This window comes from Sulfitobacter sp. R18_1, assembly GCF_017743915.1.
In the GTDB taxonomy this organism is placed as follows: domain Bacteria; phylum Pseudomonadota; class Alphaproteobacteria; order Rhodobacterales; family Rhodobacteraceae; genus Sulfitobacter; species Sulfitobacter faviae.
In genome coordinates, this window is sequence record NZ_JAGHRG010000004.1 from 132,133 (window position 1) to 145,017 (window position 12,885).

General features: G+C 62.9%; 17 protein-coding genes. 8 read left to right on the plus strand and 9 right to left on the minus strand.

Annotation, left to right across the window (positions count from 1 at the left end; translation table 11 throughout):
• Positions 1 to 12: 12 nt before the first annotated feature.
• Together J7392_RS10015 and J7392_RS10020 are read left to right on the plus strand one after the other, a co-directional pair.
• Positions 13 to 396 (plus strand): DUF2237 domain-containing protein, encoded by a 384-nt coding sequence (locus tag J7392_RS10015; RefSeq protein WP_209217420.1) that lies wholly within the window; start codon positions 13 to 15, stop codon positions 394 to 396.
• A 2-nt stretch (positions 397 to 398) separates the two neighbouring features.
• On the plus strand, positions 399 to 977 hold the full coding sequence (locus J7392_RS10020) for a DUF4893 domain-containing protein (RefSeq protein ID WP_209217421.1): 579 nt from the start codon (positions 399 to 401) through the stop codon (positions 975 to 977).
• A gap of 15 nt (positions 978 to 992) precedes the next feature.
• Here J7392_RS10020 and J7392_RS10025 read toward each other — a convergent pair whose 3' ends face one another.
• From J7392_RS10025 to J7392_RS10050, 6 genes are all read right to left on the minus strand, one after another.
• A complete protein-coding gene (locus J7392_RS10025; RefSeq protein ID WP_209217422.1) occupies positions 993 to 1,526 on the minus strand; it encodes a LuxR C-terminal-related transcriptional regulator in 534 nt (177 codons plus the stop codon).
• 202 nt (positions 1,527 to 1,728) lie between these two features.
• Positions 1,729 to 1,995, minus strand: coding sequence for a tryptophan synthase subunit beta (locus J7392_RS10030; RefSeq protein ID WP_209217423.1), 267 nt, complete (start codon positions 1,993 to 1,995; stop codon positions 1,729 to 1,731).
• 39 nt (positions 1,996 to 2,034) lie between these two features.
• Positions 2,035 to 2,301: a hypothetical protein gene (locus J7392_RS10035; RefSeq protein WP_067263221.1), complete on the minus strand. Its 267-nt coding sequence runs from the start codon at positions 2,299 to 2,301 to the stop codon at positions 2,035 to 2,037.
• Positions 2,302 to 2,352: 51 nt separating this feature from the next.
• On the minus strand, positions 2,353 to 2,601 hold the full coding sequence (locus J7392_RS10040) for a tryptophan synthase subunit beta (protein ID WP_209217424.1): 249 nt from the start codon (positions 2,599 to 2,601) through the stop codon (positions 2,353 to 2,355).
• 435 nt (positions 2,602 to 3,036) lie between these two features.
• Complete coding sequence (trpB, locus tag J7392_RS10045) at positions 3,037 to 4,269, minus strand: tryptophan synthase subunit beta (RefSeq protein WP_209217425.1); 1,233 nt, start codon at positions 4,267 to 4,269, stop codon at positions 3,037 to 3,039.
• 98 nt (positions 4,270 to 4,367) lie between these two features.
• On the minus strand, positions 4,368 to 6,305 hold the full coding sequence (locus J7392_RS10050; RefSeq protein WP_209217426.1) for an AsmA family protein: 1,938 nt from the start codon (positions 6,303 to 6,305) through the stop codon (positions 4,368 to 4,370).
• 62 nt (positions 6,306 to 6,367) lie between these two features.
• Here J7392_RS10050 and rimO point away from each other — a divergent pair, with 62 nt between their 5' ends.
• The gene (rimO, locus tag J7392_RS10055; protein ID WP_209217427.1) at positions 6,368 to 7,741 is read left to right on the plus strand and encodes a 30S ribosomal protein S12 methylthiotransferase RimO; all 1,374 of its coding nucleotides are present in this window, start codon (positions 6,368 to 6,370) and stop codon (positions 7,739 to 7,741) included.
• 18 nt (positions 7,742 to 7,759) lie between these two features.
• Here rimO and J7392_RS10060 read toward each other — a convergent pair whose 3' ends face one another.
• The gene (locus tag J7392_RS10060; RefSeq protein ID WP_209217428.1) at positions 7,760 to 8,254 is read right to left on the minus strand and encodes a lactoylglutathione lyase family protein; all 495 of its coding nucleotides are present in this window, start codon (positions 8,252 to 8,254) and stop codon (positions 7,760 to 7,762) included.
• 95 nt (positions 8,255 to 8,349) lie between these two features.
• Here J7392_RS10060 and J7392_RS10065 point away from each other — a divergent pair, with 95 nt between their 5' ends.
• The 3 genes from J7392_RS10065 to J7392_RS10075 all read left to right on the plus strand — a co-directional run bounded on the left by J7392_RS10065 (position 8,350) and on the right by J7392_RS10075 (position 10,452).
• The gene (locus tag J7392_RS10065) at positions 8,350 to 9,240 is read left to right on the plus strand and encodes a LysR family transcriptional regulator (protein WP_209217429.1); all 891 of its coding nucleotides are present in this window, start codon (positions 8,350 to 8,352) and stop codon (positions 9,238 to 9,240) included.
• 138 nt (positions 9,241 to 9,378) lie between these two features.
• Positions 9,379 to 9,762: a hypothetical protein gene (locus tag J7392_RS10070; RefSeq protein ID WP_209217430.1), complete on the plus strand. Its 384-nt coding sequence runs from the start codon at positions 9,379 to 9,381 to the stop codon at positions 9,760 to 9,762.
• Between the two features lie 69 nt (positions 9,763 to 9,831).
• Positions 9,832 to 10,452, plus strand: coding sequence for a hemolysin III family protein (locus tag J7392_RS10075; RefSeq protein ID WP_209217431.1), 621 nt, complete (start codon positions 9,832 to 9,834; stop codon positions 10,450 to 10,452).
• On the opposite strand, the gene J7392_RS10080 is transcribed toward J7392_RS10075, so the two are convergent.
• Together J7392_RS10080 and J7392_RS10085 are read right to left on the minus strand one after the other, a co-directional pair.
• Positions 10,449 to 10,805 carry a YigZ family protein gene (locus tag J7392_RS10080; protein ID WP_209217432.1) on the minus strand — a complete coding sequence of 119 codons (357 nt, stop codon included), beginning with the start codon at positions 10,803 to 10,805 and terminating at the stop codon, positions 10,449 to 10,451. The two genes, J7392_RS10075 and J7392_RS10080, sit on opposite strands and share 4 nt — an antisense overlap.
• A gap of 4 nt (positions 10,806 to 10,809) precedes the next feature.
• Entirely contained in the window at positions 10,810 to 11,535 is a 726-nt protein-coding gene (locus J7392_RS10085; protein ID WP_209217433.1) for a M48 family metallopeptidase, read from the minus strand.
• Positions 11,536 to 11,744: 209 nt separating this feature from the next.
• On the opposite strand from J7392_RS10085, the gene J7392_RS10090 reads away from it, so the two are divergent.
• Both J7392_RS10090 and J7392_RS10095 read left to right on the plus strand, forming a co-directional pair.
• Positions 11,745 to 11,975, plus strand: a complete 231-nt coding sequence (locus tag J7392_RS10090) for a hypothetical protein (protein WP_067261534.1) — start codon at positions 11,745 to 11,747, stop codon at positions 11,973 to 11,975.
• A 10-nt stretch (positions 11,976 to 11,985) separates the two neighbouring features.
• Positions 11,986 to 12,864 (plus strand): branched-chain amino acid aminotransferase, encoded by an 879-nt coding sequence (locus J7392_RS10095; protein WP_067261532.1) that lies wholly within the window; start codon positions 11,986 to 11,988, stop codon positions 12,862 to 12,864.
• The last annotated feature ends 21 nt before the right edge of the window (positions 12,865 to 12,885 follow it).

Below are 12,885 nucleotides of genomic sequence, written 5' to 3' on the forward strand. Positions count from 1 at the left end.
AGAAAGGAAGCCATGAGCCCGGACGAAAGCATCAACGTTCTGAACCAGCCCCTCGCCATCTGCGGGACCGATCCGGTCACGGGCTTTTTCCGCGATGGTCATTGCAACACCTGCGCGCAGGATCAGGGCAGCCACACGGTCTGCGCGGTGATGACGGCGGAGTTTCTGGCCTATTCGAAATATGTCGGCAATGACCTCAGCACCCCGCGCCCCGAGTTCGGCTTTGCCGGGCTGAAGCCGGGAGACGCATGGTGCCTCTGTGCCGCGCGGTTCCTGCAAGCCGCGGATGAGGGCTGCGCCCCACGGGTGCATCTGGCCGCCACGCATCTACGCGCGCTCGATATCGTGCCGCTGGAGGTGCTGCGCGACCATGCCATCGACCCGAGTGAGGATTAACCATGCGCCTGCGCCTCTTGCCCCTCCTGCTGCTTCTGCCCGTCACCGCTTGGGCGGAAACCACGCTCCGCCCCGCCGATAGCGCCCGGTTGGAGACCTTCGACGCCGCCTTTGGCGATGCCATGATGCAAGCGCTGAACGGGGGCGACGCGGGGGATGTGGCGATTTTAACCCGCGCGCTCTCTGGGCAGCCTCAGGTCGCATTCTCCGCCGATTTGCAGGGCGATTGGTCTTGCCGCACGATCAAGCTGGGCGGGATCAGCCCGCTTGTGGCCTATAGCCCGTTCAAATGCCGCTTTACGGCCAGTGATCGCGGCTTCACCTTTGAAAAACTCACCGGATCACAGCTTACCAAGGGTGACATCACCCTGCGCGAAGGCCGCGCGATCTATGCCGGGGTGGGCTATGTCCGGGGCGAAACCCCGCCCGATTATGCCGATCTACCCGAAGATTTCACCTCAGGCGAGAAAGTGCAAAGCGACGTGGCCGTGTTCCAGCGGGTCAGCCCCACCCGCGCGCGGCTGTTGTTCCCGTCACCGGCAGTGGAAAGCGATTTCGATATTCTGGAACTGACGCGCTGAGGCGCCACGCCGCCCTTAGGCCGCGTGGCAGAGATGCAGTTTCGACTTGGGACGCGGCATCAGGGAATCGTCCATCAAGTCTTCGATAAAGGTGCTGAGAAGCTGGGTCCGCCCGGTCACGCCCGCCTTGCGGTAAATCGCATTGGTCTGCGCCTTCACAGTGCCTTCGGACGTGCCCCGCATCTCGGCAATATCGCGTGTATTCAAACCCTTGGTGAGGAAAATCGCCACGTCGCGCTCTGCCGGGGTAAGGTGCCATTCGCGAAAGTGTTCTTCGAGCACATCGGCGAATTCCACCGTACAATGACGCAGTGCCGTCTCTGCCCGCTCGGCCCGCTGGAGGCTCATCCGCAGTGCCATCCAGCCCAGAACGACCCCGAGAATCAGACCCAAAACCTGAATGCCCTTGTTCGGCCCAATGTCGGCCAGCGGGGTGCCGAAAAGCGTCACGCCGCGCCCCTCCAGTGCAAAAACGAGCACGAAATAGACAGTGGCGTTGAACTGTAGAGCGGCGATAACCCACAGTGCGATCTTTTTCTTATTATTCATGGTGAAGCCTTGCCTTGGTGTTCGCCGTATTTAACCGCGGCGCACCGAAGTGCAAGGGATGGCGGGCATGCGCCCTGATCAACCCTTAGTGATTTGGCACCCGCCCCGGGGGGCGAGTGCATTCTCTTGAGGCCAGTTCAGGGTTGCTTGGCTGGCCGGAAGACTGTTTTACCGCAATGCGTTAGCAGGCATCGAGCCGATATCAGCGCGGGAAGCGGTTCACTTTCTCGGCGTTTTGCGCGGCGGGGAAGACGGTGACGGTCACGTCAGATGTGTCTTCGGCGCGGAAGGTGCCGTTGTTGAAGATGTCCAGTTTCACATTGTCGACAGCGTCGTTGCGGCTGGCGTAGGAAACGCCTGCATCGGCTTTGTTGTTATAGCCGATTTGCTGGCCTTCCATGCCCTGTGCGAAAGCGGCGGAGCCTGCTGTGGCAAGGATCAGGGCGGTGGTTGCGAGTGTCTTTTTCATGTCGTGTCCTTTCGGGGGAAAGTTAGGGTCGCGCAGTGATCAGCGCGGGAAACGGTTGACCGAAGCGTCGCTCTGCGCGGTCGGGAAGACGGTGATGGTCACGTCGGAGAGGTCTTCGGCGCGCAGGATACCGTCTTGGAAGATTTCCAGCTTGGTCTCATCCACGGCTTCGCTGCGGCTGGAGTAGGAAACGCCATTGTCGGTCTTGTCGTTGTAACCGATGCGCTGGCCTTCCATGCCTTGAGCGAAAGCAGCGGTGCTTGCGGTGGCGAGGATCAGTGCGGTTGTTGCGAGTGTCTTTTTCATCGTTTTAGCCTTTCGGGGGAGAAAGTTAGGGGGAGGAGCCTTGGCCCGCGTTTAGCGGACGAAACGGCCATCTTCTTGTGCGTCTTGCGTGGTGACGAATACGGTCGCTGTCGCCTCGGCAGGTGTTTCGGCGCGCAGGTCGTCAAAGCTCAGAGCGTCGGAAGTGACGTTGCGTGTCGAATAGGCGGCATCTGCGTTATCTGCGGTATAGCCGACCTGCTGGCCTTCCATGCCCTGTGCGAAAGCGGCGGTGCCTGCGGTGGCAAGGATCAGTGTGGCGGTTGCGAATGCGTTTTTCATGTCGTGTTCCTTTCAGTCCCGGGTTGGGTTGCGAGCCGCTCATCGGTGACGCGGCGTCGTTGGGATGACAGGGAAAAGGGCATTCGAGGGGGGATTGGCTATCTGCCCCGGGTTTAAATCGTCCGATCTAAACCCCTGTAAGAGCGTCATAAACTTTGGTTTACGAAGCCAATCGGGCGCGAAATACGGGGGTAGATTGCCTTAGCGTCAAGCCTGCAAGGGCGAAACGGGGTTTCGCGGGCAGGCGCGCGGGCTGCAACGAAAGGCTAGCCGGTCTTTTCGCGATGTGAAAGTTTTTTCGCGCTTTTTCGGCAAAGAAGTTCGGCCCCTGCCCAAAGTTTATGCGCAAATCACGCGCAGAGGGGCGCTGCATAAAAAAACGGACCCGCGTTTTCACGCGGACCCGTCAAACTCGACTCGGATTCGGATGGGAATTTAGGCGAATTCACCCATGTCGAAGTCCAATGCGCGGGCGACGGTGAAGATGTCCTTGTCGCCTCGGCCACACATATTCATCACCAGCAGGTGATCCTCGGGCAGCTCCGGCGCGATCTTCAGCACATGGGCCAGCGCGTGGCTCGGCTCAAGCGCCGGGATGATCCCTTCGAGCGCGCAGCAGAGCTGGAACGCCTCCAGCGCCTCGCGGTCGGTGATCGAGACATATTGCGCACGGCCGATGTCATGCAGCCAGGAATGCTCGGGGCCGATGCCGGGATAGTCCAGCCCGGCAGAGATCGAATAGCCCTCAAGGATCTGCCCGTCGTCGTCCTGCAACAGATAGGTGCGGTTGCCATGCAGCACGCCCGGCCGCCCACCGGTGAGCGAGGCGCAATGCTCCATCTTCTCGTCCACGCCCTTGCCGCCGGCCTCGACGCCGATGATGTTCACCGATTTGTCGTCGAGGAAGGGGTAGAACAGCCCCATCGCGTTGGAGCCCCCGCCGATGGCGGCGATCACCGTGTCGGGCAGACGGCCCTCGGCCTCTTCCATCTGGGTGCGGACTTCCTTGCCGATGATCGACTGGAAGTCGCGGACCATCGCCGGATAGGGGTGCGGCCCGGCCACGGTGCCGATGCAATAGAAGGTGTCGCGCACATTGGTCACCCAGTCGCGCAGCGCGTCGTTCATCGCGTCCTTCAGCGTGCCGCGACCGGAAGTCACCGGCACCACCTCGGCGCCCAAAAGGCGCATGCGGAAGACGTTGGGGGCCTGACGCTCAACATCATGCGCGCCCATGTAGACCACGCATTTCAGGCCGAACTTGGCGCAGACCGTCGCCGTGGCCACACCGTGCTGGCCCGCGCCGGTCTCGGCAATGATGCGTTTCTTGCCCATGCGGCGGGCGAGGATGATCTGCCCCAGCACGTTGTTGATCTTATGCGCGCCGGTGTGGTTCAACTCGTCGCGCTTCATATAGACCTTGGCGCCGCCCAGATGCTCGGTCAGCCGTTCAGCGTGGTAGAGCGGGCTGGGGCGGCCAACGTAATGGGTCCAGAGGTCGTGCATCTCGGCCCAGAAACTGTCGTCGGTCTTGGCCTTCTCATATTGTTCTTCCAGCTCAAGAATGAGCGGCATCAGCGTTTCCGAGACAAAGCGCCCGCCGAAATCGCCGAAACGGCCCTGTTCGTCGGGGCCGGTCATGAAGCTGTTGAAAAGATCGTTGGCCATTGCGCCTCTCCTAGAATGTCGCGTCAGCCTTACCGCAGCCCGCCCGCCTACGCCACCATGAGTTTCGCCAAGCGGCGGCGGGGGGCGGCGGGGGGCGCCTAGTCGAACAGTTTGAACAACTCGCGTCTGACCGCATTCTCCAACTCATCCTTCACGATATCCTCGGTCGAGCGGATGTCGTCGGGTGCGATGTTCAATTCCTCCTGTATCTTCTGGCGCACCACATCTTCGGCCCGCTGTTTTTCCTCGGCAAAATTGAGGTCAATCGCGGCGCGCAGATCGGCCTTGATCTCAGGGTCCGCCCATGGCCCCCTGATCCGCACCGGCACCGCCAGCCCACCGCGCGACGCATTGACGCGCAGCGCCTTGGGCGTGACCGTATAGTCCAGCCTCTGCGCTCCCAGATCAACCTGCCCTGCCCCCGTCGCGTTGAAGTTCGGCAGCAGCATCAGCAGATCGTCATTGCTCAAGACGCCCTCGGCGATGTCGAACGTCGCCTCCATGGAATCAAATACAGTGCTGCCACCTTCGGCATCGACGGAGCCGAGCAGCGCGTCCAAGTCGATCCCTGCAATCGTGCCGCGCCCCATGGTCAGCGCGCCAGAGCCGCTGAGCGAGCGCATGATCGCGTCAATGGACTGCCCCACCCCGAGGAACGACAGGTCGGCATCGCCCGCCCCGGTAAAGCGCGTCACCCCGGCGGTATCCTCCAGCAGGTCGCGCATCTGCACATTCTGCGCATGCAGCTTGCCGCCCACGGACAGGCCATCGCGGTTGTTCATCACAAACTCCCCCGCAACCTTGCCGCCATAGGCGTTCATATCCTGTAGATCAAAAACCATCCGCGAACGGTCATTGCGCAGCACGGCGCGGGTGGGGCCGAGGTCGAGCTGCCCCAGATCGATGCTTTCGGCGCTCAGGGCGATGTTCCCGTCAAAGGCGGAGAGCCAGTCTGCGTTGATCTCTTGCCGCGACCAGCCCTCTGTCTCCGCCGTAGCGGTGCGATCGGCGCCTTTCGTCTCACCGGTTTCCTCGGACAGGGCCGAGAGGTCCAGCGCCCCGGTCCGCAGGTTTGCGGTGATCCGCGGCCTGCCGTTCAGGGCCAGATCGGCCTGCCCGGCCAGGCTGTTGCCACCCAAATCCACCGCGAGATTGCGCAGCGACAGACGCCGATCCGCTGTCAGGGTCAGCCCAGAGCGCAGATCGACCGACCGGCCCAAACCGCGCGGCAGCGTCACAGCGCCCGCGCCGAGCGACGCCAGAAACCGCGCCGTATCGGGGCTGTCGATGCGGATATCCCCCGCCAGCGCCCCGTTGAGCGCGCCGCGCCCGTCGAACAGGGCTTCACCCCCGCCCGTCGCAACCTCCGCCCGCAGCGGCTGCACGCCGCCCTCCAGAAAATCCGCGAAACCTTCGATCCGCGCGGCAAGCTTAACCGGCTCGCTCGCGGGTGCCATGCTGGCGGTGATCTCCGCCGCCCCGCCCCGCTCGGGCCAGTCCAGCGCCAGATTGACACCATCATAGCGCAGCAAGTCCGCCCCTTCGGCGTCATAGATCAGCGTGGCATCGGTCACCGTCAGCTTCTGAATACTCAGCGGGCGGCGGCTGGCGCTCGGCGCGCTCTCGGTCTCGATCCGCGCGCCGCTGGCGCTGTCGGTGAACTGCCAACTTGCGCGCCCATCAAGACGTTGCTCCAACCGGATCACCGGGCTTTGCGCTGCGATATTGGTGATGCGTATCTCACCGCGCAAAAGCGCGCCCGCATCCACCCCAATCGCCGCATTGGCCGCCGTCAGCAGCGCGCCCTTGTCGGTCCAATCGGCATTGCCGACCTCAAGCCCGCCCGCGGTCACCCCCAGCACCGGCCAGAGCGTCACGCCTACATCGCCGGTGATCGACACCTCCCGCCCGGTCATCCGGCTGAGTTGGTCACTGGCGATCCGCGCGATCCGTTCGCCGGGCAGCAGGAACAGCGCCCCCAGCATGATTACGACGATCAGCAACAGCGCGCCGATGACCCTTATAATCCATCTCATGGCTCTCTCCTCCTGCCCGGCGGCTCTTTCCCCGCTCATCCGCTTGCCTTATAGCGCAAGCCATGAGCACAAACCCACCCAATCTGCGCCCCGACCTCGCCCCGCAGGCGAAGATCAGCGATCCCGCCCGCCCCGGCCAGCCGACCATCGGCATGGTCAGCCTCGGCTGTCCCAAGGCATTGGTCGATTCCGAACGCATCCTGACCCGGCTCCGCGCCGAGGGCTATGGCGTTTCGCCCGATTACGCGGGCGCCGATGCGGTGATTGTGAACACCTGCGGGTTTCTCGACAGCGCCAAGGCCGAAAGCCTCGACGCCATTGGCGAGGCGCTGACCGAAAACGGCAAGGTGATCGTCACCGGCTGTCTGGGGGCCGAGCCGGATTATATCCGCGAACATCACCCCCGCATCCTCGCCGTCACCGGCCCGCATCAATACGAACAGGTGCTCGACGCGGTGCATGGGGCGGTGCCGCCCGCGCCCGATCCCTTCCTCGACCTTCTGCCCGCGCAGCAGGTCTCGCTCACCCCACGGCACTACAGCTATTTGAAGATTTCCGAGGGCTGTAACCACAAGTGCAAGTTCTGCATCATCCCCGACATGCGCGGCCGCCTACAATCGCGCCCCGCCCATGCGGTGCTGCGCGAGGCCGAGCGGCTGGTCGATAATGGCGTCAAGGAACTGCTGGTCATCAGCCAAGACACCTCCGCCTACGGGGTCGACATCAAACATGCCGAAGACCGTGGCCACCGCGCCCATATCACCGATCTGGCGCGGGACCTCGGCTCCCTCGGTGCATGGGTCCGGCTGCACTACGTCTACCCCTACCCGCATGTGCGTAAACTGATCCCGCTGATGGCCGATGGGCTTGTGCTGCCCTACCTCGACATTCCCTTCCAACACGCGCATCCGGACGTGCTGAAACGCATGGCCCGTCCCGCCGCCGCGTCGAAAACCCTCGATGAGATCGCCGCATGGCGCGACACCTGCCCCGACATCACCCTGCGCTCGACCTTCATCGTCGGATATCCGGGTGAGACTGAGGAGGAATTCCAGACCCTGCTCGATTGGCTGGACGAGGCGCAACTCGACCGGGTCGGCTGCTTCCAATACGAAAACGTCGAAGGCGCGCGGTCGAACGCGCTGCCGGATCATGTGGCGCCCGAGATCAAGCAAGACCGTTGGGAGCGCTTCATGGAAAAGGCGCAGGCCATTTCAGAGGCCAAGCTCGCCGCCAAGGTCGGCAAACGCCTCGACGTGATCGTGGATGAGATCGACGAAGACGCCGCCACCTGCCGCACCAAATCCGACGCGCCCGAGATCGACGGCAATCTTTTCATCGACGAGGGTTTTCAGAACCTCAAGGTCGGCGACATCGTCACCGTCGAAGTCGAAGAGGCGGGCGAATACGACCTTTGGGGACGTCAGATCACCTGACGCCCCCAAGGGTTTCTCTCAGGCGTAGGCGCCTGCCGAATAGGTCAGCTCATAGCTGTGGCTATAAAGCTCGAAGACGATGCCGAAGGGGTCTTCGACATAGACCATGCGGTAGGGTTTCTCGCCCGGGAAATATTCCCGCACCGGCATCCGCTGCTTGCCCCCCGCCGCGATGATCCGCTCCAGCAGACCTTCGACATCGGGGTCTTGGATGGCGAAGTGGAAGGTGCCGTGGCGCTTATGCTCCAGCTTTTCTTCGGGGGCGTAGTTGCCGGGGAACTCGAAGATTTCGATCCCGATGCCATCCGCTGTCGCCAAATGGGCGATGCGCAGCGATCCCCAGCCGGGGCCGAAAACATCGGTGCACATGACGCCGATGGCGCTGTCTTCTTCCACCGCTTCGGTGGGCTGCATCACGACATAGAACCCAAGAACTTCGGAATAGAATTTCACGGCGGCGTCGAGGTCCGGCACGGATAGGCCGATGTGGGAAAAGGTACGGGGGGTGGTCATATGCGGTCTCCTGTTTGCGTTGAGGTTGAGATAGACAGGCGCACCCCGCATGTGAAATTATCAAATCTCATCCAAATCATAACGAAATGTTTGCCATGCTGAACGCCACCTGGCTTGAGACCTTCACCACCCTTTGCGAGACCGGCCATTTCACCCGCACGGCGCAGCGGCTCAACATGACCCAGCCGGGGGTGTCGCAGCATCTGCGCAAGCTGGAAGACCAGTTGGGACAGCCGCTGATCGCGCGCGAGGGCAAAAGTTTCACCCTGACGCCGGCGGGCGAAGCGCTGTTTGAAACCGGCCTTGCCCGCCGCCGCGAAGAGCAACGCCTGCGCGAACGCATCGCGACCGACCTGCCCGACCGGGGCGTGGTGCATATCGCCTGCTCCGGCAGTTTCGCCATGCTGCTTCAGCCGCTCCTGCTGGAGTGGATGGCCCGAGCGCCCGACCTCTCCCTCCACCTCGAAGCCGCACCCCAAGCCACCATCCGCGCCGGGCTGCTCGATGGGCGGTTTGATCTGGGCGTGCTGGCCGATGACCCTGCCCATGCAAGGCTAGAGGCCCGGCATCTGGGGCGCGAGGAACTTTGCCTCGTGCTGCCAGTTAATGCATTGGAACAGATAGAAAGTTTTGCCGATCTCGAAAGCCGGGGCTTCATCGCCCATCCCGATGGCTTCGCCTATGCCGACGATCTGCTCCAGCTAAATTTCCCGGACAGCTATCCGGGGGCCGACCGGATGCGCCTGCGTGGCTATGTGAACCAGATCGGCCAGATCCCGGCGGCGGTGGCGCGGGGCGTGGGCTATACGCTTTTGCCCCGCAGCGGGGTCGAAACCTTTGCCGCCAAGGACCGGCTCAGGCTGCTGCCTCTGCCCAAGCGGCGCTGGCATGACCTCTGGCTCGCCTCACGGCGCGGGCGGCCCCTGCCCGCGCGGTTGGTGAAGACGGCGGAATTGATCGCAGAGGCGGCGGAACAGCTGCGATAGCGCACGCATCACAGATATTGCGGAACAAAAAGCCCCCGCTACTAGATATACCACCATGGAAGGGCGAGATTACGGAGAGACTTGCATATGTTCCCTTTCTGTTCTATGTGTAGAACGCAGTAGCAGAGGAATGACCACATGTCTTTTCAACCTCAGTTTCCCGGCATCTTCGACCTTGAGCAGCAAGGTCGCCCGCCCCGTGGCAGCGATAGCGCGCAGCCCAAACAGGCCGACCGCCGCATGCCCGCGACCGAAAAACAGATGCAATACGCCCAGTCCCTCGCAAAGCGAACGGGCGAAGAGCTTCCCAAAGGCATCGAAGCGGATCGCGCGGCGGTCTCGGAATGGATCGACGCCCATAAACCGCAGGCGTTGGAGGGGCCCTTTGCCGCCTACCCTTCCGCCAAACAGGTCGCCTTTGCCGAACACATCGCGCGGTTGAAACGCCGCGATGTCCCGCAGGAGTGTTTTCGCGACAAGACCCTGATGTCGCGCTGGATCGACGGCAACAAACCGCGCTGATCCAACGGGCGCTGCGCTTTACCTTTCGTCACCCCTGGCAGGGTGCGGTTTCGCTGCTACCTTTCTGTCATGGGCTATCCGACCTCCATCGCTGAGACTTTGGCCGACGGCACCGTGCATGTGCTGAGCCTTGGCTTCGCCATTCCCGCCAGCATCCTTTTGATGATCCATGCCGCCGGGCAAGAGGGGCAATTGACCGCCACGGCGATCTACGCAGGCTGCATCCTTGCTTCTTTCACCGCCTCTGCCATCTATCACCTGCTGCCCTTCGACCGCAGCCGCGCCTTTCTGGGCCGGGTCGATCATGCGGCGATCTATTTCAAGATTGCGGGCACCTATACGCCGCTGGTGATGGTGATCGGCTCGGGCTTTGCCTATGGCATCCTCGGCGTGGTCTGGGCACTGGCGGTGATCGGCGCGGTGGCCAAGCTCTGGTTCTGGCGCACCGATGCGCGCGGATCACTCGCGCTCTACCTCGGCATGGGCTGGCTCTCGGTGCTGTTGATCTACCCGATGTGGCACAATCTGCCGGGGGCGGCATTGGCGCTGGTGGCCGCGGGCGGGCTGACCTATTCGGCGGGTACCTTGGTCTATGCCCATCCCGGGATGCGCTATCAAAACGCGATCTGGCATGTCTTCGTGCTGGTCGCCACGGCCTGTTTCTTTGCCGCCATCGCGCTGAGCCTTTAGCCCGCGGGCCCATCCAGATAGGCCCGCACGCAGGTCTGCACATGGCGAAAACGGTCGCCGCCCAGATGTTTGCCACCGTACCAGCGGGTGACGACGATCAGATGGTCGGTCAGCCCCTCGCGCTCCAACATCCGCAGGATCACCATGCCCGCGCCGGATTCGCCATCGTCCCCTTTCAGCGGGCCGCCATCCGACAGGAGCACCGCCCAAGTGTTATGGGTGGCCTTGGCATAGGATTTGTCGCGTTTGAGGTCTTTCAACGCGGCATCGACCTCGGCCCGGTCGCGCGCAGGGCAGCCCGACACCGCATATTTCGACCCGCGGTCGTTCAGCACCTGCCCCAGTTTGCGCAAAACGTTACAGCCCCGCCATGGTGCGCCGCACGATATCGATCCGGGCGTTATTGGGCGGATGGGTACCAAGGAAACGGTCGCCGGGATCGGGAATGCGGGTAAAGAACTCGGCCCCGCGCAGCGGATCATAGCCCGCCCGCGCAGTGATGATCGTGCCAAGGGCGTCGGCCTCAAGCTCGAAATCCTTGGAATAACGCCGCGCGCCGACCTCTGCGCCCAATTCCTGCGCCGTGCGCACGGCATTGGCATCGCCCCCGCTCAGCGTGGCGAGACCGGCAAAGATCACCGCCCCCGCCATGGCGTTTTGCTGCTGGCGTTCAATATGGCCCGCGATGTGATGCGCGGCCTCATGGCCCAGCACAAAAGCAAGCTCGTCTTCGTTGCGGGCATCGGCGATCAGCGCCAATGTGAACGCCACGATGGGGCGGCCATTTTTATCAAGCGTTTGAAAGGCATTGGCCGGTTGGCCGGGGCGGTCATCGACCACGATATTGAAATCACAGTTCATCCCCGTCGTCCGGGCGCGACACTCCCGTTCGGCCACGGGTTCGAGCGTGCGGACCACCTGAACAAAGCTCCGCGCCGCCGCGCTTGCGCTCAGCCGCGGGCTTGCCTGCCCCGTGGTCTGCGGCCGGTCGACCGGGATCGGCCCTGTCTGGATCGGTGCCACCTCACAGGCAGAAAGCAGGGCGATGACGGCAAATGCGCCAAGGGCATTTAACAATTTCACGGCTGATCCTCGCTCGGGGGTCCTTGAGCCACCTGTCTATCATGACGCCCTGCCGCCGCCACCCCCGTTCACGGCGCTTTGACACCCCACGGCGGTCTTGCGCTTGGCGTCACAAACCCTGTCTTGCGCGCGCGAGCACAAAGCCTGTCTTGCGCGCGCGAGCACAAAGCCTGTCTTGCGCTCGCGAGCACAAAGCCTAATGTGCCTTCATGTTTACCATCGAGCATGAATTCGACGCCACCGTCATCACCCTGATCGACGAATCCGACGCCCCCCTGCGCGAGGACGTCACCGTCTCTGCCTTCGCGGGGCAAATCACGATCGAGCAATGGGACGCCCGGACCGACCGTGTGGCCAAGATCACCCTGTCACCCGCGCAGCTGAGCGATCTGACGGCGGCCCTGAACCTGCCCGAGGGCATCTACCGAAGCAATTCCTGAGGATCGTCACATGGCCACCGGCACAGACATCAAGACCTATTTCAACGGCGCATGGCACGACGGCGATCTGCCCACCATCAAGGCCGCCGATCACGGCGCATGGCTGGGCACCACCGTTTTCGACGGGGCGCGGCTGTTCGACGGGCTGGCCCCCGATCTGGAAGCGCATTGCGCCCGGATCAACCGCTCAGCCCGCGCGCTGATGATCACCCCCACGGTTGAAACCGAGGATATGATCGAGATGTGCCGCGAGGGGCTGAAGAGCTATTCGCGCGATCAGGCCGTCTACATCCGCCCGATGTACTGGGCGCTGGCGGGCGACGAGCTGGGCATCGTGCCGCGCGAAGGTGCCACCGGCTTTGCCATCAGCCTTGAGGCCATCCCCATGGCCCCGCCCGAGGCCGCGACCACCCTCACCCGTACCCGCTTCCGCCGCCCGGTGCTGGAGGATAACGTCGTTAACGCCAAAGCAGGCTGCCTTTACCCCAACAACGCCCGCATGATGGTCGAGGCGCGCGCCAAAGGGTTTGGCAACGCACTTGTCGCCGATGCCATGGGCAATGTCGCCGAAAGCGCCAGCGCCAACGTCTTCATGGTCAAGGATGGTGAGGTCTTCACCCCCATCCCCAACGGCACCTTCCTTGCCGGGATCACCCGTGCGCGGCATATGTCGAACATGCGCGAGGCGGGGATGAAGGTGCATGAGACCGTCCTCAGCTTTGACGATTTCCATGCCGCCGATGAGGTCTTTCTGTCGGGCAATATGATGAAGGTCACACCTGTCAGCGCCTTTGACGAGACGCAATATGGCACCGGGGACAACCAAAACCCGGTCACGCGCCGGGTGCGTGAAATGTATTGGGATTGGGCCGCAAGTCAGCGCGGCTGAAGGCCCGGACGGCGGCGGCGC

Excerpts from the sequence above, each read along its gene's own strand:
- J7392_RS10015 (WP_209217420.1), top strand. The coding sequence starts at position 13 with ATGAGCCCGGACGAAAGCATCAACGTTCTGAACCAGCCCCTCGCCATC.
- J7392_RS10020 (WP_209217421.1), top strand. The coding sequence starts at position 399 with ATGCGCCTGCGCCTCTTGCCCCTCCTGCTGCTTCTGCCCGTCACCGCT.
- J7392_RS10025 (WP_209217422.1), bottom strand. The coding sequence starts at position 1,526 with ATGAATAATAAGAAAAAGATCGCACTGTGGGTTATCGCCGCTCTACAG.
- J7392_RS10030 (WP_209217423.1), bottom strand. The coding sequence starts at position 1,995 with ATGAAAAAGACACTCGCAACCACCGCCCTGATCCTTGCCACAGCAGGC.
- J7392_RS10035 (WP_067263221.1), bottom strand. The coding sequence starts at position 2,301 with ATGAAAAAGACACTCGCAACAACCGCACTGATCCTCGCCACCGCAAGC.
- J7392_RS10040 (WP_209217424.1), bottom strand. The coding sequence starts at position 2,601 with ATGAAAAACGCATTCGCAACCGCCACACTGATCCTTGCCACCGCAGGC.
- trpB (WP_209217425.1), bottom strand. The coding sequence starts at position 4,269 with ATGGCCAACGATCTTTTCAACAGCTTCATGACCGGCCCCGACGAACAG.
- J7392_RS10050 (WP_209217426.1), bottom strand. The coding sequence starts at position 6,305 with ATGAGATGGATTATAAGGGTCATCGGCGCGCTGTTGCTGATCGTCGTA.
- rimO (WP_209217427.1), top strand. The coding sequence starts at position 6,368 with ATGAGCACAAACCCACCCAATCTGCGCCCCGACCTCGCCCCGCAGGCG.
- J7392_RS10060 (WP_209217428.1), bottom strand. The coding sequence starts at position 8,254 with ATGACCACCCCCCGTACCTTTTCCCACATCGGCCTATCCGTGCCGGAC.
- J7392_RS10065 (WP_209217429.1), top strand. The coding sequence starts at position 8,350 with ATGCTGAACGCCACCTGGCTTGAGACCTTCACCACCCTTTGCGAGACC.
- J7392_RS10070 (WP_209217430.1), top strand. The coding sequence starts at position 9,379 with ATGTCTTTTCAACCTCAGTTTCCCGGCATCTTCGACCTTGAGCAGCAA.
- J7392_RS10075 (WP_209217431.1), top strand. The coding sequence starts at position 9,832 with ATGGGCTATCCGACCTCCATCGCTGAGACTTTGGCCGACGGCACCGTG.
- J7392_RS10090 (WP_067261534.1), top strand. The coding sequence starts at position 11,745 with ATGTTTACCATCGAGCATGAATTCGACGCCACCGTCATCACCCTGATC.
- J7392_RS10095 (WP_067261532.1), top strand. The coding sequence starts at position 11,986 with ATGGCCACCGGCACAGACATCAAGACCTATTTCAACGGCGCATGGCAC.